General features: G+C 56.2%; 15 protein-coding genes. 8 read left to right on the plus strand and 7 right to left on the minus strand.

Features of this window, described 5'->3' with window-relative positions:
- The first annotated feature begins 199 nt into the window (after positions 1-199).
- Together sohB and OKC42_RS07465 are read left to right on the plus strand one after the other, a co-directional pair.
- Positions 200-1,207 (plus strand): protease SohB, encoded by a 1,008-nt coding sequence (sohB, locus tag OKC42_RS07460; protein WP_103250804.1) that lies wholly within the window; start codon positions 200-202, stop codon positions 1,205-1,207.
- Between the two features lie 199 nt (positions 1,208-1,406).
- Positions 1,407-2,630 carry an MFS transporter gene (locus OKC42_RS07465; RefSeq protein WP_270819369.1) on the plus strand — a complete coding sequence of 408 codons (1,224 nt, stop codon included), beginning with the start codon at positions 1,407-1,409 and terminating at the stop codon, positions 2,628-2,630.
- Between the two features lie 34 nt (positions 2,631-2,664).
- Here OKC42_RS07465 and OKC42_RS07470 read toward each other — a convergent pair whose 3' ends face one another.
- Positions 2,665-3,747 (minus strand): diguanylate cyclase domain-containing protein, encoded by a 1,083-nt coding sequence (locus OKC42_RS07470; protein WP_069526364.1) that lies wholly within the window; start codon positions 3,745-3,747, stop codon positions 2,665-2,667.
- Positions 3,748-3,922: 175 nt separating this feature from the next.
- On the minus strand, positions 3,923-4,276 hold the full coding sequence (locus tag OKC42_RS07475; RefSeq protein ID WP_167574305.1) for a DsrE/DsrF/TusD sulfur relay family protein: 354 nt from the start codon (positions 4,274-4,276) through the stop codon (positions 3,923-3,925).
- A gap of 158 nt (positions 4,277-4,434) precedes the next feature.
- Here OKC42_RS07475 and OKC42_RS07480 point away from each other — a divergent pair, with 158 nt between their 5' ends.
- The gene (locus OKC42_RS07480; RefSeq protein WP_270819371.1) at positions 4,435-4,827 is read left to right on the plus strand and encodes a DUF1090 domain-containing protein; all 393 of its coding nucleotides are present in this window, start codon (positions 4,435-4,437) and stop codon (positions 4,825-4,827) included.
- Positions 4,828-4,901: 74 nt separating this feature from the next.
- Here the strand turns inward: OKC42_RS07480 and OKC42_RS07485 are convergent, their stop codons facing one another.
- The 3 genes from OKC42_RS07485 to OKC42_RS07495 form a co-directional block, all read right to left on the minus strand.
- Positions 4,902-5,150 carry a YfhL family 4Fe-4S dicluster ferredoxin gene (locus tag OKC42_RS07485; RefSeq protein ID WP_005334896.1) on the minus strand — a complete coding sequence of 83 codons (249 nt, stop codon included), beginning with the start codon at positions 5,148-5,150 and terminating at the stop codon, positions 4,902-4,904.
- A 1-nt stretch (position 5,151) separates the two neighbouring features.
- Entirely contained in the window at positions 5,152-6,513 is a 1,362-nt protein-coding gene (gene trhP, locus OKC42_RS07490) for a prephenate-dependent tRNA uridine(34) hydroxylase TrhP (protein WP_005334895.1), read from the minus strand.
- A 256-nt stretch (positions 6,514-6,769) separates the two neighbouring features.
- Positions 6,770-7,507 (minus strand): EAL domain-containing protein, encoded by a 738-nt coding sequence (locus OKC42_RS07495; RefSeq protein WP_270819373.1) that lies wholly within the window; start codon positions 7,505-7,507, stop codon positions 6,770-6,772.
- Between the two features lie 275 nt (positions 7,508-7,782).
- Between OKC42_RS07495 and OKC42_RS07500 the strand changes: the two genes are divergently transcribed.
- The 4 genes from OKC42_RS07500 (at position 7,783) to OKC42_RS07515 (ending at position 12,695) form a co-directional block, all read left to right on the plus strand.
- Positions 7,783-8,487 (plus strand): hypothetical protein, encoded by a 705-nt coding sequence (locus OKC42_RS07500; protein ID WP_270819374.1) that lies wholly within the window; start codon positions 7,783-7,785, stop codon positions 8,485-8,487.
- 45 nt (positions 8,488-8,532) lie between these two features.
- Entirely contained in the window at positions 8,533-9,021 is a 489-nt protein-coding gene (locus OKC42_RS07505; protein ID WP_270819375.1) for a CS1 type fimbrial major subunit, read from the plus strand.
- 64 nt (positions 9,022-9,085) lie between these two features.
- Positions 9,086-11,503, plus strand: coding sequence for a TcfC E-set like domain-containing protein (locus OKC42_RS07510; RefSeq protein ID WP_270819376.1), 2,418 nt, complete (start codon positions 9,086-9,088; stop codon positions 11,501-11,503).
- Complete coding sequence (locus OKC42_RS07515) at positions 11,490-12,695, plus strand: hypothetical protein (protein ID WP_270819378.1); 1,206 nt, start codon at positions 11,490-11,492, stop codon at positions 12,693-12,695. The genes OKC42_RS07510 and OKC42_RS07515 overlap by 14 nt, the downstream gene beginning before the upstream one ends.
- Here OKC42_RS07515 and OKC42_RS07520 read toward each other — a convergent pair.
- Positions 12,692-13,330 carry a response regulator gene (locus OKC42_RS07520; RefSeq protein ID WP_103250811.1) on the minus strand — a complete coding sequence of 213 codons (639 nt, stop codon included), beginning with the start codon at positions 13,328-13,330 and terminating at the stop codon, positions 12,692-12,694. The two genes, OKC42_RS07515 and OKC42_RS07520, sit on opposite strands and share 4 nt — an antisense overlap.
- 248 nt (positions 13,331-13,578) lie before the next feature.
- Here OKC42_RS07520 and OKC42_RS07525 point away from each other — a divergent pair, with 248 nt between their 5' ends.
- Entirely contained in the window at positions 13,579-16,896 is a 3,318-nt protein-coding gene (locus OKC42_RS07525) for an ATP-binding protein (RefSeq protein ID WP_270819379.1), read from the plus strand.
- Here the strand turns inward: OKC42_RS07525 and OKC42_RS07530 are convergent.
- Positions 16,870-17,160, minus strand: a complete 291-nt coding sequence (locus OKC42_RS07530; protein WP_042082561.1) for a hypothetical protein — start codon at positions 17,158-17,160, stop codon at positions 16,870-16,872. The genes OKC42_RS07525 and OKC42_RS07530 overlap by 27 nt on opposite strands.
- Positions 17,161-17,372 lie beyond the last annotated feature (212 nt).

Consider the following 17,372-nt stretch of genomic DNA (forward strand, 5'->3'; position numbering starts at 1 on the left):
GGCCATAAGTGCATGGCAATCGGCGCCAAGTGTACTGATCCGCGCGCCTGTTTGACCAGCCAGCGGCAAGAAAAATGTGAAGAAAATAGAGAGGTTGTGATGCTCGGGTTGGTTTTTCCTGGCACTGGCTGCGATTTTTTGCGCGCCTCCATCAAACTCCCTAGAATGTGACGAAAACCGATCCATTCTGGAGTCCATCGTGACATTTCTGACCGAATATGGCCTGTTTCTGGCCAAGACAGTGACCTTCCTGCTGGCCATCGGCGCCATCATCCTGATGATCGTCAGCACTCGCCAGCCGAAAGCGCGCAAGGGTGAGCTGGTGGTGACCGATCTCTCGAGCGAGCTGGAGCAGGGGCAGTTTGCGCTCAAGAGCGCGCTCGCCAGCAAGACCGAGCGCAAGGTGATGGAAAAGCAGCAGAAAGAGGAGCAGAAAAAACGCGCCAAGGCGGGGGATGAGCGCAGTCGCCTGTTCGTGCTCGATTTCAACGGCAGCATGGATGCCAAAGAGGTGGCCTCCCTGCGCGAGGAGGTGAGCGCGGTGATCGGCGTCGCCCAGCCCGGCGACGAGGTGCTGCTGCGGCTCGAATCCGGTGGCGGCGTGGTGCATGGTTACGGCTTGGCCGCTTCCCAGCTGCAGCGGCTGCGCGATCGTGACATCAAGCTCACCGTGGCTATCGACAAGGTGGCGGCGAGCGGCGGCTACATGATGGCCTGCGTGGCGGACAAGATCCTGGCTGCCCCCTTTGCCATCGTCGGCTCCATCGGGGTGATCGCCCAGATGCCGAACTTCAACAAGTTGTTGAAAAAGCATGACATCGAATTCGAGATGCACACCGCCGGTCAGTACAAGCGCACCATCACCATGTTTGGCGAGAACGACGATCTGGGGCGCGAGAAGTTTCGCGAGGAGCTGGCGGCGATCCACGAGCGATTCAAGGCCTTTGTGGCCGAACACCGCCCGCAACTCGATATCGATCAGGTCACGACCGGTGAACACTGGCTGGCGAGTCAGGCCAAGGGGTTGGGGCTGGTGGATACCCTCTGCACCAGCGATGACTATCTGCTGGCGCAGGCCAGCCACCACAAGGTGATCGGCATTAGCTATCGTAAGCCAAAAAGCCTGACCCAGAAGCTGGGGCAGCAGGGCGCGCAGGCGCTCGAGGCAGGACTTGGGCGGCTGTGGCAGCAAAGCCCTTGGCGCTAAGCCTGGCCCTCTGGCGCTAGCCCGAGGGAAATCCCGTGATAAAAAGGCCAGCCGAGCCCATCGGCTGGCCTTTTTGCATCCGGTTGCACCTTGTCGGTGAGCAAAGGTTGTTTCTATTGAGGCCCTCTGTTACAACTGAATGCTTTCCCCGTTTATGACAGGATCTTGTGGTAAGAGCTGCGGGGCATGGAGCATAGCGATGTCATGGAGCACCTTCAGGCAATTTACCCCGCTGGTCTGGATCGTCATTCTGGGCACCTTCATGGTGCGTACCAGCTACTACATGGTGTGGCCCTTCCTCTCCATTCTGCTCTATCGGGAGTATGACCTTTCGGCCACCTTCATCGGCCTGTTGCTGGGTGGCTCGATGGCCCTCTCTACCCTGGTCAGTTTTTACGGCGGCTGGCTCTCTGATCGCTTCGGGCGGCGCAGCATACTGCTGGCCGGTTGTCTGGTGGCGATGATCTGTTTCGCCCTGCTCGGCTTCTCCCATGCGGTGTTCTGGCTTGGGATCGGGGTGATGGGCAGCGGCCTCTCGTCAGGGCTCATCGATGCCCCCGGCAAGGCGCTGATGGCTGACAGTCTGGCCTCGGCCAAGGCGCGGGAGCTGGCACTGCACCTGCGCTATTTTCTGCTCAACCTGGGGGCCGCGCTGGGGCCGCTGCTCGGGGTGACCCTCGGGATCAACGCCCAGCAGGAGACCTTCCTGTTTCTGGTGGTGAGCTATCTGCTGCTGGCGCTGGCCTTTGGCTGGGGATTTCGCCGGGCTGGCAGCACAGGCAAGCCGGGTGCTGCTGGCCCCGGACTGCGGGATGCCATCAAGGTGTTGCTGGCGGATCGCGCCTTCCTGCTGCTGGTGATGGCCAATCTCCTGATGGTGCTGGTCTACTCCCAGTTTCACTCGCCGCTGGTGCAATACCTGACCCGGGCCGGTATGCCGCAGGTGGCCGAGCTGGTTGCCCTGCTGGTGGCGACCAATGCCCTGACCGTGGTGCTGCTGCAGTTTCCGCTGCTGCGGTTGTTGTCACGCTGGCCGGTGCGGGTGCGGCTTCATATCGGTATGACGCTCTTTCTGGCGGCCCAGCTGCTCTTCGCGCTGGGGGACCCGATGGTGCGCAGCCACTGGTTTGGCGCCGTGCTGTTGCTCAGCATCGGCGAGACCATCCTGTTCCCCCTGCTCAACGTGCTGATCGACCAGATGGCTCCTACCCACCTCAAGGGGAGCTACTTTGGTGCCAGCGCACTGGCCGGGTTGGGAGGGGCCGCAGGCGCCCTGCTGGGAGGCTGGATCCTCGAGCAGTGGAGCGGGCAGTTGCTCTATGTGCTGATGGCGCTGCTTTGTGTGGCGATTTTTGCGCTCTATGAGTGGGGGGCCAGAGTACAGCGTCCCGCAGTGGCCTCTTCTGTGGTTGAGCGGAGCTGACCCGGTTAATGCGGGGATCTGTGATGCTGAATGTTCAGTGCGTGCTACCCGGCGTCTTCTCTTTGAGCGCCTTCTTGGCTGCGTACATCCTCTCGTCGGCGAGCCGGATCAGGTTTAGCCCGTCGTCGTAGTGCTCCGGCCCGGTCTGCACGATGCCGATACTGAGGGTGAGATCGCCCAGCTGCTCCTTGACGGTGTTGATCAATCGTTTGAGATAGATATCCCGCGCTTGACTCTCGTTGCAGTTGGGCAGGATCAGGCAGAACTCATCTCCGCCATAACGAAAGCAGCAGTCTTCGGCGCGAAATACCTGACGGATGCAGTTGCCGACGATGCGCAGGATCTCGTCTCCGCGCTGGTGACCTTCGGTATCGTTGATTTGCTTGAAGTTGTCGATATCGAGATAGGCGATGGCCATGGGTTCGGCACGGCGCTGACAGGTGCGCAGGCTTAGCAGCAACAGCTCGTTGAGGTGGCGAACGTTGAGCAATCCGGTCAGGGCATCGGTGCGGTTCAGCTCCTCCAGTTGTTTGGTACGCTCGCGTACTTTCTGCTCCAGACTCTTGGCATAGTTCTCCGACTTCTCTCTGGATGACTCTATTTCCGACACCAGACTGCGAATGTAGGTTTCGAAGACCAGAGTGATGTCGAACAGAAAGAGTTTGTCCAGTGCGGCCAGCATGACGAGGCGCTCCGGCTCATCGTGGATCTGCTCGAACATATCCTCGATCAGAAGGGCTTTGAGGGTGTTGATGGCGGCCAGATAGAGCTTGGGTTCGACCCCGATCCGCTTGTGAACCAGCCCGATCCGCAGCCGGTTGTTGACGTACTCCAGATCGTAATGGCCGCTGAAGAGATCGAGCACATAGCGCCGTTGCGCGGTGCGCAACCGTATGAGGGTATCAGCATCCCCGATCAACAGGGCGATTTCGGTGATGGCTGTCTGCTGCTGGTAGAAGCGATCCACCAGGGCGTCGATCCGTGGTTCTATTTTGCTGCAATAACTTGCCAGCCGTGCCACATCCTGCTCATTGAGCAGCAATAACTCCTTGCGATGGGCAATCTCGAAGTCGGTGATCCTCATCTGCTCAAGCAGGGTCTGTTCGGTCGGATTCATCGTCGTCCTCGGTTTATTACTGGGCGTTACGCTGTCCGTGAGGTGGGACAAACAAGCTGGCGTGGCAACTGATAGTGTAGTCAGTGAGGCTGGCGGCGTGCGCAATGCCCCCGTATGGCGGGGGCCATGGAGGGTCAGATGAGAGCTAAAGGGGCAAGAGATCCGGAGGGGGGGCTCAGAAGGTCAGCACCTTGTCGGCAGCCAGGGTCCATTGGGCCAGCATCGGCAGGTTGCCGACCTCAATGCCCTCGATCAGCGGCAGGGTGGTGATGCCACGGGCATCGGTGCAGGTCTTGCACAGGCGAATGGTGGCGCCTTGTGCCAGCAGGATCTCCAGCATCTGGCGCAGGTTGTACCCTTCGGCCGGTGCCTGACCGGCCAGTGCTGCACTCACCGCATCGGACATCAGGAACAGCTTCAGGCTGGCACCACCCTGTTCGTTGAGGGCGATAGCGAGACGCAGGGCGTTGAACAGGGATTCGCTGCCATAGGGGGCACCGTTGGCAATGACCACAATTTGTTGATTCATAACAGACTCCCGATTGGAAAGAGCGCCATTGTAGAACCAACAGGGTGGCAATTGCGTGATGTTGCACAACTTCTGTCACACCTTTTTCCCGCTTGCTTGACCCTGCTGCCGATCGAGGTTTTTATGGTCAGCTCGCAAACAAGACCGGATGAATCGAGATGTGGAAAGTATTGGGAGCCGGCTTGCTGCTGTTGGCGGGTCAGGCCTTTGGCAGTGAGGCGGTCGGTTGCAAGGCTCGTCTGCAGGCCGTCAACGACCAGCTGGTGTTTGCCAAAGCACACAATAACGCCGGGCAGATTGCCGGGCTGGAACAGGCCGCGCGCAATATCAAGGCCAACTGTACCGATGAAGGTCTGCTTAAGGAGCAGAAAGAGCGGGTTAACAAACTGCGTGGCGAGGTGGGTGAGCGTCTGCTCGAGTTGCAGGAGGCGAGAGTCAGTGGCAAACCGGAGAAGATTGCCAAGCGGCAGGCCAGGCTGGAGGAGTCCCAGACCCGGATGCTGGAGGCCCAGCGTGAGCTGGACAAACTGATCCGGCTGGTCGGCAAGTGATGGCCAGCCGCTGCACGCAGGATCAAAAAAGGCCGATTGCTCGGCCTTTTTTCGTTTTACGGTCTGTGTATCCGCTACTGCCGGTGCATCCGCACAAACTTCTCCATCAGCTGATCTTCGGTCTCCACATGAGCGGGATCCCAGATGATGCAGTCGATAGGGCAGACACTGATGCAGGTCGGCTTCTCATAGTGACCGACGCACTCGGTGCAGCGACTGGGGTCGATCTCGTAGATCTCCTCACCCAGGCTGATGGCCTGGTTGGGGCACTCGGGATCGCACATGTCACAGTTGATGCACTTGTCGGTGATGAGCAGCGCCATTTCAGGCCGCCGTGTGCGGGTTGCGGGTATCCTGGCTGTCGCCCAGATTGCGCAGCAGGATGCCGTAGTTCACATCCAGATCTTTCGGGACCGGCACATAGACTACGTGACCGTTGCCCGGCGCGGTGTCGATAAGCTCGCCCTTGCGGTTCTCCATCTGCTCCAGATTGAAACGGACGTTGCCCTGCGGGGTCATCAGCTCCAGGTTGTTGCCCACCAGGAACTTGTTCTTCACCTCGACCTCGACCATGTCACCTTTGCGACCGGTGATCTCGCCGACAAACTGTTGGGTGTCGGAGACGGAGTAGCCGTAGTCGTAGTTCTGGTATTCGCTGTGGTTGTGACGGCGCAGGAAGCCCTCGGTGTAGCCGCGGTGGGCCAGATTTTCGAGGGTGCCCATCAGACTGCGGTCGAACGGACGTCCCGCCACTGCATCGTCGATGGCCTTGCGGTAAACCTGCGCGGTACGTGCGCAGTAGTAGAAGGATTTGGTGCGCCCTTCGATTTTCAGGGAGTGAACGCCCATCTTGGTCAGTCGCTCGACGTGCTCGACGGCGCGCAAGTCCTTGGAGTTCATGATGTAGGTGCCGTGCTCGTCCTCGAACGCGCTCATGTACTCGCCCGGGCGGTTGGACTCTTCCAGCAGCACCAGCGCATCGGTCGGTTTGCCAAGGCCTAACGTGTTGTCCGGACGCACTGCGATGGGCTCCTGACGGTGGACGATCTGGCCCACGTCATCTTCTTTACCTTCGTGCACCTTGTACTCCCAGCGGCAGGAGTTGGTGCAGGTGCCCTGGTTGGGGTCACGCTTGTTGATGTAGCCGGAGAGCAGGCAGCGGCCAGAGTAGGCCATGCACAGCGCGCCGTGAACGAACACTTCCAGCTCCATCTCCGGTACCTGCATGCGGATCTCTTCGATCTCGTCCAGCGACAGCTCGCGGGAGAGGATGGCGCGGGTCAGGCCCATTTGATGCCAGAACTTCACCGTGGCCCAGTTGACCGCGTTGGCCTGCACCGAGAGGTGAATGGGCATATCCGGGAAGGCTTCACGCATCATCATGATAAGACCGGGGTCGGACATGATCAGCGCATCGGGCTTCATCTCCACCACGGGGCGCATGTCGCGGATAAAGGTCTTGAGCTTGGAGTTGTGGGGCTGGATGTTGGCCACCACATAGAACTGCTTGCCCAGTGCATGGGCTTCGTTGATGCCCAACTGCAGGTTTTCGTGATCGAATTCGTTGTTGCGCACCCGCAGGCTGTAGCGGGGCTGACCGGCATAGACGGCATCGGCGCCATAGGCGTAGGCGTAACGCATGTTCTTGAGGGAACCTGCGGGGGAGAGCAATTCTGGTTTAAACATGGCGGACTCTTTATATCTGATTGCAAATCAGGACGATGCCACCTGATGGCATCGTAGTGGTTGAGCTGCGGTGCAAGATGCCCTCCGAGAGGAGGCTCAATGCAGCGCGACCCGATGACGGCATATCCGGGGCTATCGAAAGAAGATGCGCCGGATATTCGGGGTGCGAGATTGTACTCGCCCCCACGTCATCATGCAATTTGGCAGGAAATTATTGGCTGCGCGAGCCGATAGGATGCCGAAATGAAACCGCCGCTCAGGCCCAACGGGAGAGGGGGGAGGGCATGGCGTAGACGTAACCCTGTTGATAGTCACAGCCGAGCTGATCGGCAATCTCGATATGGGTCTGGTTTTCCACCCCTTCGCACACCACCTTCATGCCGAGTCGCTGCAGGTACTCCACCAGTCCGGTCAGCATGCGCAAGGCATGGCTACTCTTGGTCGCTTGCAGCAGCAGGGAGCGATCCAGCTTGATGATCTCGTAGGGGAGCGCCATCACTCGCTGAAAATTGCACTCCTGGGTGCCAAAGTCATCGCAGGCGATATGGGCGCCGTGGCTGCGCAGTACCTCGATCAGGGCCAGCTCCTTGCGCTCTAGCGGGGCGTACTCCACCACCTCGAACCAGATTGCGATATCCAGCTTGCGGGCCTGTAAGAGGGTGAGTAACAGCAGGTTCTTATATGTTGTGCTCTCAAAAGCGGGGTTGAGGTTTATCGAGAGGGAGCAAGGAGCATGGCGTGCCAGCGCGGTCAGATCACGCCAAATGGCTCTGAGCATAACGATATCCACATGCAGGGACTCCTCATCGCTGAGAGAGGGAAAGTCTATTCCCTGATAGCGCTGCTGGTGGGGTTCCCAGCGTCTGGCCAGCACCTCAAAGCCGATGATCTGGCGATCCCGGTCAACGATTGGCTGATAAAAGGGCACGGTAATGTCCGCTGTCGTCAGGGATGCCACGTCACCGACCGGAAACTCTTCTTTAAACGCAAACATGTCACTTCCCTGCTGACTGAGATGATTTCGGATAATAGGGGAGGATGTTGAAAGCTGGCTGTAGGAATTGTCTGATTGTTTGCAGAAAAAATACTTTGGCAGTATCAGATTATTCCGATTAAGTCCGCTGTGTGGATTATCTAAACTGGCCTCAATGACGAATCGCCGAGCCAAATATGACCATCTGGCGATTTGCATATATGGAACTAATATATCTTTCGGAGCCTGCAATGAAGGCACTACTCTCTATCGTTTTTACAGTGTGATTATTATTCATGAATAAGATTTTTACTGTGTTGCTGCTTATATTCAGCAGCAATGCCTTGGCGTCGCCGGATATTAGCGTTGGTACCTTATATGATTATATGTCGGCAGAAAAAACTACGCTGCTCAAGCGGGTTAGAAATCTTGGTGATGAGACGGCATTTGTCAAAATAACCTTGGCCGAAATTATATATGGTGCCGATGGCGTGCCGAAGGAGCGGGAGTTACCGGAGGAGGGCGTTCGTCAGCTGGTGACAAGTCCATCTCGGTTGATTATTCCGGCAGGTGGTATGCAGGCTACCCGTTTTATCTATATGGGCGTGCGGGAGCGAGAACGTTATTTTCGGGTGCGTTTTGTGCCGGTCAAACCGCAGGATGATGAAATAACCGAATTACCACCACAGCAACAAATTAGCGCGGGGGTCAGCATCATGACCGGTTTTGGCACCATTCTCTTTGTGGCCCCCAAAGAGACCCGTTATGACACCCGTATTGACCGTAAAAACGGTGTTCTCTATGTGGAGAACCGGGGCAATGCCACCGTTATTCTCGATTATCTGGAACTGTGTGACCAAAAAGAGAGGTCATGCAGTCAACCGGAGAAGCTGCATCTGCTGCCCGGCGTTAAAAAGCGGGTCAGTCAAGAGGCAACCCGATTGGTTCGTTTTGAACTGATCGAAGGGAAAAAATCGGTATTCAGGGAGTTCAAGCTCTGATCCCGATATATCACAAGAACGACAATCACACCTGAAGGAGTGGCTATGAAGATGTTATCGCTTTTTCCCGCCCTGTTGCTGGCGAGCGGATCGCTGATGGCGGCCGAGCGCATTGAGCATACGGTGACGGTAACGGCGCAGATCCCGACCGAAAACTTTTATGTGCAACCCGTGGGTGATTGGATGAGTACCCCACAGAAACTGACCTTCAACCCCTTTAGCCAAAAGCTGGATCCCTTGGCCAAGCAGCTGGAGATGAAGAGCACCATTGGTCCCATCAAGGGTTATCTGGTTTATCCCGCAACCATGGCCAGCGGCAAGGAGAGTATCGGCTTGACGGTCAAGGTGGCAGGCGTTGCGCTGACCACTACATCCGCCGACTTGCTGAACCAAGCGGATGCCAATACTGGCAAACAGGTAGGGCTGGAGATTATTCCGGCCGCGGCGCCAACCGGTGGCTACAAACCCGGCAACTATCAGGGGATTGTCAGCATGATGTTTGAATCGGAGGTACCGCCTGCTCAAGGCAGCTGACATGAGTATGTGGGGGTCATCAGGCCCCCTTTAATTGATATTCCAGGCATTCAGGTTGCACTTCATGGTTCGTTCTCTTCTTTTCTTGCTCGGGTCGTTGCTCTTTGCCTCACTGGCGGCGGCAGACCCGGCACTGTTGCTGCAACAGGCGCGGCAGTTGCCAGAAGGGTTTGAAGCGCACTTTTTTGGTGTTCCCCTGATGGTGCGGGTGACCGTCGACGGTCGCCTGCTGGGGGATGGGGAAGTGCTGCTCGGGCGGGATAACTCGGTACAGCTGCTTTCACTGGTGGATGTGCAGGAGAGCGAGTTTGACGAGGGGGCGCGTGAACGCTGGCTGACCAGGTTGGGGTCGCACCTGCCGCTCGGCGAGTGCAGCCGTGCCTGTCCCGAAGGCATCGTGGGATTGCAATATAGTCTGGAGGAGTCCCAGCTCTCGGTACTGACCGGTGAGGTAGAGCAGGAGGCGCGGGATCAGCGCTTTATAGCATTGCCTCAAGAGAGCAGGGGGTTGCTGGTCCAGAACCAGCTGAACCTGGTACAGGGCAGTCAGCGCAACGGTCACTACAACCTGCAGCTGGAGGGCAGCTGGGGACAGTGGACCCCTTTTATGGAGGGGGATGCCACCTGGCAAGAGGGTGGGCCAACTGATCTCGGGATGGCTCAGGTCTATGGAGAACGGCTCCATGAGGCCAATTTTTATCGTCTCGGCTTCTTCTTTCCCTCGGCGCAGGGGTTGGTGCGTCAACCCAACTACTACAGTGGTGCGACGCCCACAGTGCTTGGCGTGATGTGGGGCAGCTCGGATCTGCTACGTCGGGAACGCGGGGTGCCCAGTCTGGCGCCGATCCAGGTGGCACCGGCACGACCGGGCATGGTGGAGATCTATCGGGACGGCAACCTGATCCAGTCCCAGCTGGTCGTATCCGGTCTGCAGGCGCTTGATACCCGCTCGCTGCCCGGCGGTATCTACGAGGTAGAGCTGCGGCTGCTGGAGGATGGTCAGGAGACCCGTCGTTGGCGCGAGATGATCTACAAACCCTCCAACTGGCAGACGCCGGAAGAGCCGTGGCGCTTCAACCTCTTTGCCGGGCGTCAGACCCGCTGGCTGGTGCGGCAGGGAGATAGCGATCTGGAAGGCGCCAGTGGCGGCGTAGCGGTGAACCACCTGTTGCTTCCTTCGTTGGTGGTGGGGGCGGGTAGCCAGTATGTGGACAGACGGACTCAGCACTCCCTCTCGCTCGACTGGGAGGCGACCAGTCAGCTTCACGGCTTTGCCTCCCTCAACCAGAGTGTTGGCATGGGGTGGGGCTACGATCTGCAGGGGATCTACTGGCATGGCAACAGCAGTCTGGTGGCCAGCCATTCGCGCAATCTGCGCAAGCAGGTTGAAGCAACTGCGGTGTCCAGTCTGTCACTGCAGCAGTCGCTGGAAAAGTGGGGCTCCCTCAGTCTCTATGTTTCTCACCAGTCTGGTCGTGGCAATGGTGCTGATGTGGGGTGGCACTATAGCGATCGGTTGTGGGGGCGCTGGGTGACCTGGGGGGTGACCCTGTTCGATCGTCCTGGCAGCGAGAGCACGGCGCAGCAGCGGGATCGCGGTAGCACGCTGAGTCTCACTATCAACTTGGGGGGAGATGATCGCCAGTTGTCGCTGGGGCTGGGCAGCAATACCTCCCGCTCGGGCGGTGCCCAGCGCAGCGCCTATCTCAACTACCAGCAGGAGGTGGATTGGGGCCCGTTGCGTCAGGTCAGCGTCGGCAGTACCCACGACAGCTATGGTACCGGTCTATCCGGCTATGGCCGCTTCGCGGCTCCCTGGTTGGGGGGCGACCTGTTTGCCCAGCACTCCTCCTATAACGAACAGGTGACTGGCGGTATCAATCTGGAGAGCGTGGTGGCACTGGGACGGGAGGGGGAGCTAGCACTGGGTTCTCGCGAGATGGGCGGCATGGGCAATGAGGCTGCGATGATCCTCGATATTGCGGCCGATGATGAGGCGGCGCGGATCCGGGTCAGCGATGATCACGGCAGCGTACAGACCCTTGGGCCCGGTCGCCATCTGGTCTCGGTGCCAGCCTTGCAGAGCGGTGCCTTGCAACTGGAGATGGCCGACCACGAGGGGACGCCGCTCACCATCAAGCCCACCGTGCTCCCCTACCACCTTAATCGCGGCGGAGTGGGCTATGGCCAGGTGAACGCCATAAGTACCGTCACTGTGATTGGTCGCCTGCTCGACGAGCAAAATAGGCCGCTGCGTGGTGCCATGGTCAGCAACCCCATAGGGCGGGCATTTACCGAAAACGATGGCTTCTTTGCGCTGGAGGCGAGTCGACGACAGCCACAATTTAGCGTGGAACATAATGGCACTCTCCGTTGCAACAACTCGTCAGGAGTGCAGAGTCGCACGGAGGCATCGGAGATTATTATGTTGGGAGAGTTAATATGTTCACCTGGTGTTACTGTAAAAAATGAAAAGCATTAAAATATTAGTTCTACTGATTATCAGTCACTCTTCTTTGGCTGATGTGATTGATATTACGGCAGACTATAAACCGGAGAGTTATGAAGTGAGTGGTGGGCGTTTTATCAACACCACTCCGTGCGATGTCGGCAATGAGATTTCTTATTGTGATCCCCTGAAGCCGCTAGAGTCATCGGTTATAGTAAAACTCCCTGTGTCGATAGGAAAAACAATAAATTCGGCGAAGGGTAAACAGAACTACCTAAGTTACTATCGACTTTCTGGGCCTAAAAAGGTCACGTTGACAAATAGCAACAATGGAGAACGCCATGAATTGGCATTTATTCCAACCAATATAGGTGCCAAGGTAATAAAAATGGAGTATCCAATTGTCAATAATAATAGATGGCCCATGCATACTATTGGTGGTGATTGCTATCAAAGCTTTAGTACTTGGGGGTGGTTCGGGTCTGTAGTAACTGGGCAACTTTTTTTATATTCTATTAATGATTTAGCTCAAAATGGCGCGTCTGAGTGCTATCACAATAGCCAACTTGGTAATGGAACATCATACTCTGTCGATTGGCTGAATTATGGCTTTCGTATCAAAGCACCTAATCCATTGACTATGTCAAACGGAAAGTATACTGGTAGTTTAAAAATAATGGTGGGGCGTAATAAGGATATTGACCTGGGTGATGCAACCTATTCTGGGGGAACAGAGCATGAACTTAAATTTACACTGACAGTCCGTCATCAATTGAAAGTTGATTTTCCCAAAGGAGATAGCGATGGCCATAGCCAAGTAACCTTATTGCCACCAGGTGGGTGGAGTAATTGGATTCATAGTGGAAAGCGAGAGCCAAGCATATTGCAGCAAGATCTTCCTTTTCGAATATGGTTTAGTGCCCCATTTACTGTCTCACTTCGTTGCCAATATCAATGGTCTACTAGTGGCGAGTGCGCATTAAAAGATAGCAAGGGGCGAACAGTGCCTTTAAAAACGCACTATGTTAACAGCATAAATGAAATGTTTCTGTTGACTACAAATAAAACCAGATTTGTACTTCCTGTACAGGGAAGTCCGGTTATCAATGCTGCCAGAGCGATTCGATTTCAGATTGTGGGTGGGACGGTCGCCGAGATGATGAAATACCCTGGCTCCTCCTTTAAAGGTGATGTTACCCTGATATTTGATGCGGCTATTGATTAATAGAGTCCGCTGCTTTTGGCATAGTCAAAGAGGGCGCTATCGCTGCTAATACCCAGCCGTATCATTGCGCTCTTTTTCTGGGTGCTGATGGTTTTGACACTGCGATGAAGATAGTCGGCAACCTGAGTGACGGACATGCCGCTGGCAAGTAGGCGCACCACTTCGCTCTCCTTTGGTGTAAGCGGGTGGGGTTCGCCTTGGGCAGAGATTCCGGCATTGGCCAGCAGTATTTTTACCGCAGGACCAATATAGCGATGACCGAGCAATATCTGGCGAATGGCATCGGCCAGTTCATTGATAACCGATTTTTTCAGTATCAGACCGTTGACCCCAACCTGAATAAGAGATTGCAAGATGGCGCTGTTCTGGATCTGGGTCAGCACAATAATGGGCAGGTTTGGATAATCCCGACGCAACTGCTGGATCATCACCAGTCCATCACAGCGGATATCTCCCGGCATGCTGAAATCAGTGATCAACAGATCACAATGATGCTGTTGCAATAATTTCAGCAAGTCAGATACCTGATATGCCTCGGCGATCACTTCACAATGGGGTGTTATCTGGTCAATCAGGCTACGGATCCCGGTCAGAATCAAGGGGTGGTCATCAGCAAGAATAATCTTGAAGGACATGGATGAGCCTCTTATAAAACGGTGAATAATATTCAGGCTACCAAAGCTAACATTTCTATACTACCGTGCGCACCCCATTTTTTTAGGAGCATATATCTTTTGACAAATATATGTGAATCGTTATGTCTATGTATTGTTTGCTTATGTCATTAATCAAGCGATTCATAATTATTGTCGCTGTTTTTTCCTTGACGCCTTCCGTATTTTCGGCGGAGGTACATTCTGTACCAACGATTGAAGTGGGCATATTGGCTGGCGGATGGGGACCATTCCAGCAGTGGGACGGCAAGGTCGCCGCTGGCTTCAGTGTTGAATTGATGGAGGAAATAGCCAAAAAGCTTGACTACCGGATTGCCTGGCAGGTCTACCCTGACTGGAAAACCATGTATGCCGATGCCTGCCGTGGCAAGCTGGATATCCTGCTCGATGCATTTAATTCTGAGGTGCGTCAGTGTGTCACCTATAGCCTGCCTTACTACACTTCGCCGACCGTGGTGGTGGTTCGTCAGGACAGCCCCCTGTTTCGGGATGTGAGCCGGTTGCAGTCCGCCAGCATTGCTATCGAAAAAGGCTTTCTGACCGAGAAGCTGGTCAAGCTGCACTATCCCAATGTCACACCGCGACTCTTTGTCGATACGCACCGTGCATTGCTGGCGGTTGAGCAAGGTCGGGCAGATGCCTACATCGGCAACCTTCATGTGGCCAATCTGTTTATCGAGCGTCACCCGGCGTTGGCGGTGGTTGCCCAGTCTCCCTTGTTGATGGAAACCCTGCATCTTGGCGTCGCCAGCCAGAAACACACTCTTGCTATCCGGCTTGATACTGCCATTCAGTCGCTAACGGTCGAGGCGCGCAGTGAACTGGAGAAACGCTGGTTGGGGGAGAGCCTGGAGCCCAACTTTATGGGGCACAGTCATTTTTTACTGCGTCCTGATGAGCGTGGCTGGCTCTCGATGCTGCCACCGCTCAAGCTGGGGTTGATCCCCGGCTGGGTGCCCTTCTCCCATCTCGATGAGGAGGGCAACTCGGTCGGCTTGATAGCGGATTATCTGAAGGTGTTGCAAGAGAAGTTAGGGTTGGCTTACAGCCGAATATCGGTAAAGGATTGGCCTGACCTGCAACAGCAACTGCTGCATCACGAAGTCGACCTGGCGGTATTACCCGCTCGCATTATCGAGCGGCTGGTGGGTTGGCATGCCAGCGAACCCTTCGCATCATTCCCGATGGTGCTGGTGACGGCGCGCGGTAGTATTCCGATCGGGGATCTCTCTGATCTGGCTGGTAAAAAGCTGTTGCTGACCGACAGTATGCTGATCCCCCAGCTGAGGGCAATGGTGCCTGACCTTAAACTGATCACGACCAAGAGTGCTGGCGAGGGGCTCGCCCGGGTTGCAGCAGGGCAGGGGGATGCCTATATCGGCAATCTGGTGGTGGTTTCCCGTCTTATCACCGAACAGTTTGATGACCGACTTCATATTGCCGCACCCACCCCCTTCAAGGATGAGTTGGCCGTTGCAGTACGTGAGCCTTACGTCCCCTTGCTGCCCTTGACCAACCGGGTGCTTGCCAGCATGAGCGACAAGGAGAAGCGCCAGATACGCAACAGCTGGCTGGCGCTCAATTACAGCGAAGGTATCCCCAGAGCGAAACTGGTGCGTACCCTGCTGCCCGCCGGGGTGGCGATCACGCTCTTTATTCTGGTGTTGTCGGTGGCTTACTGGCGGCTGCGTCAGGAGATAGTCCGTCGTCATCAGGTTGAGGCTGCATTGGCCAGAGCCAAGGCCAAAGCGGAGTCTGCCGCCACCCAGAAAGGGGAGTTTCTGGCCACCATGAGCCACGAGATTCGCACGCCCATGAATGGCATTGTCGGTATGGCGGAACAGCTCACTTTTACCGAGCTGACCCAGGATCAGCGCCAGATGGTCGAGGTTATCAACCGCGGTGCCCAGGGGTTGCATGCGCTGATCGACAACGTGCTCGACTTCGCCAAGCTGGAGGCGGGCAAAATGCAACTCGAAGAGGCCCCTTTTCTCATCCGTGAATTGATCGACAGCGTGCTGACCATGACGGTGAGCGAAGTACATCGCAAGGGATTGCGCGTCTATCTCTGGGCGGATGCCGGTGTGGCGGCTCGGGTTAGTGGTGATGCGCTGCGTCTGCGCCAGATCCTCTTCAACTTTGTCAGCAATGCCATCAAATTTACCGAGCGGGGCTTTATCGAGATCTCGGTGCAACTGCTGTCGCAGGGGGAGGGGCATCAGCAATTGTGCTTCGGTGTGCGCGACAGCGGCATCGGTATGAGCCCAGAGGCGCTTGGCCGGATCTTCAATGCCTTTGAACAGGCAGAGAGCTCCACCACCCGCAGTTATGGTGGTACCGGCTTGGGCCTGAGTATCTGCCAGACCCTGGCCACCTTGATGGGTGGCGAGATCCGGCTGGAGAGTGCTCCTGGGCTGGGCACTTTCATCAGCCTGACGGTCACGTTGCCAGTGCTGGCACAGCGAGAGCCTGATCTCCGTCTCAATGGCGTGCAAGCCCATATCGATCTCCATGACGAGAAGCTGTGCCACACCCTGCTGTTGCATCTTGATGCCTTGGGGGTAACACGAACGTTGGAGTCTGGTGATGCTCATTTGCGTTTCACAGACCATGAGTTGGCGGGCAACGGGCTCATCCGGGTGCTGCCGCTGGCAACCCCTCTCGGTTATCGTTGTGATGAGGAGGGTTACATCCTCAACAGCAATCCCATGACCTGGCATGCGGTGCGGGAAGTTTGCTATCGCCAGCTTGGCTTGAGCGATGGGACGGCAACGAAAGCGATGCGAAAGAGCGCACCCATGCAGCCCTGCCGGGTATTGCTGGTGGAGGATAATCCCCTCAACCAGTCGCTGGTGATACGCCAGCTCAGGCAACTTGGGATGAACTGCGATGTGGCAGAGCATGGCCAGCAGGCTCTCGAGATGGTCGCGCAGCATCCCTATGAGCTGGTGCTCTGTGACTGTCAGATGCCGGTGATGGATGGTTACGAGTTTACCCGCAGAATACGGGCTGCAGAGAAAGGCGAGCGGCAGCTGATCATCGCCATGACGGCCAATGTGTTGCCAGAGCAGGCTCAGCGCTGTTTTGCCGCGGGCATGGACGATCTGTTGGGCAAACCGGTGCTGCTGGATGCTCTGCATCAGATGTTGCAGAAGTGGCAGATCTTACCCGCGCCAACCTTGATTGATATTGCAGCTATGGAGGCATTTTTTGGTCATGGTGACAAGTTGCAGCAGATGTTTCCACTATTTCGCCAGGAGCTTGAACAGTCGATGGTGCAGGAGCCACTTGATGACAATGCATTGGCCAATTGGGTGCATCGTCAGGCGGGGACCATCAGCATGATGATGGCGCCGGAATTGGCTGAACAGGCATGGCGATTGGAAGAAAAAATCCGTCAGTTTGGATCGCCAGCTTGTACCGATGAGCTGACACGCTTTCGTACCCAATTACAGCAAATCATCGATGAATTGACGTTATTGAGCGAAAGAGAGGGGCATTCAGTTATCGAGGGAGAGCTGGAGTAAGGGGAACTGTTCGCTCATAAAATTGCGGGGGCTGTGGCCATTGCCTGCGGTGGCCAGCCATTCCCAATCCAGTTTTGGCGAGCCCGCTTTGAAGCGTTGATAGGCAACGCCCTGATGAATGGTCAGAAAGAGGGTCGTGGGGAGTCCCAGCTTGTTGCTGTAGCGCACCATCAGATCACCCTGATAGTCGTTGCTGATTCTGACTTTGAGCGCCTGCAATGTCAGACCGGTGGCGTGACCATGCTCGTCCCAGACTTCAAACATGATGTGAACACTCTGATGTCGATGATGCCACGATGAGCAAGATGGGATGCAATTGCAACTGTCAGATCTGACAATGCCGAAAAAGTGTGAGGGGGATAGCAGAAAGCGAAAACCCGGCGCGAGGCCGGGTTTTCTTGAATGATGGTGGAGGGAGAAGGATTCGAACCTTCGAAGGCAGAGCCGTCAGATTTACAGTCTGATCCCTTTGGCCG

The organism is Aeromonas sp. Y311-2, assembly GCF_027706025.1.
Lineage (GTDB): Bacteria > Pseudomonadota > Gammaproteobacteria > Enterobacterales > Aeromonadaceae > Aeromonas > Aeromonas veronii.

What these genes read in the sequence shown, in the direction of transcription:
- OKC42_RS07465 (WP_270819369.1), top strand. Translation starts at nt 1,407, where the DNA reads ATGTCATGGAGCACCTTCAGGCAATTTACCCCGCTGGTCTGGATCGTC.
- OKC42_RS07470 (WP_069526364.1), bottom strand. Translation starts at nt 3,747, where the DNA reads ATGAATCCGACCGAACAGACCCTGCTTGAGCAGATGAGGATCACCGAC.
- OKC42_RS07475 (WP_167574305.1), bottom strand. Translation starts at nt 4,276, where the DNA reads ATGAATCAACAAATTGTGGTCATTGCCAACGGTGCCCCCTATGGCAGC.
- OKC42_RS07480 (WP_270819371.1), top strand. Translation starts at nt 4,435, where the DNA reads ATGTGGAAAGTATTGGGAGCCGGCTTGCTGCTGTTGGCGGGTCAGGCC.
- OKC42_RS07485 (WP_005334896.1), bottom strand. Translation starts at nt 5,150, where the DNA reads ATGGCGCTGCTCATCACCGACAAGTGCATCAACTGTGACATGTGCGAT.
- trhP (WP_005334895.1), bottom strand. Translation starts at nt 6,513, where the DNA reads ATGTTTAAACCAGAATTGCTCTCCCCCGCAGGTTCCCTCAAGAACATG.
- OKC42_RS07495 (WP_270819373.1), bottom strand. Translation starts at nt 7,507, where the DNA reads ATGTTTGCGTTTAAAGAAGAGTTTCCGGTCGGTGACGTGGCATCCCTG.
- OKC42_RS07500 (WP_270819374.1), top strand. Translation starts at nt 7,783, where the DNA reads ATGAATAAGATTTTTACTGTGTTGCTGCTTATATTCAGCAGCAATGCC.
- OKC42_RS07505 (WP_270819375.1), top strand. Translation starts at nt 8,533, where the DNA reads ATGAAGATGTTATCGCTTTTTCCCGCCCTGTTGCTGGCGAGCGGATCG.
- OKC42_RS07510 (WP_270819376.1), top strand. Translation starts at nt 9,086, where the DNA reads ATGGTTCGTTCTCTTCTTTTCTTGCTCGGGTCGTTGCTCTTTGCCTCA.
- OKC42_RS07515 (WP_270819378.1), top strand. Translation starts at nt 11,490, where the DNA reads ATGAAAAGCATTAAAATATTAGTTCTACTGATTATCAGTCACTCTTCT.
- OKC42_RS07520 (WP_103250811.1), bottom strand. Translation starts at nt 13,330, where the DNA reads ATGTCCTTCAAGATTATTCTTGCTGATGACCACCCCTTGATTCTGACC.
- OKC42_RS07530 (WP_042082561.1), bottom strand. Translation starts at nt 17,160, where the DNA reads ATGTTTGAAGTCTGGGACGAGCATGGTCACGCCACCGGTCTGACATTG.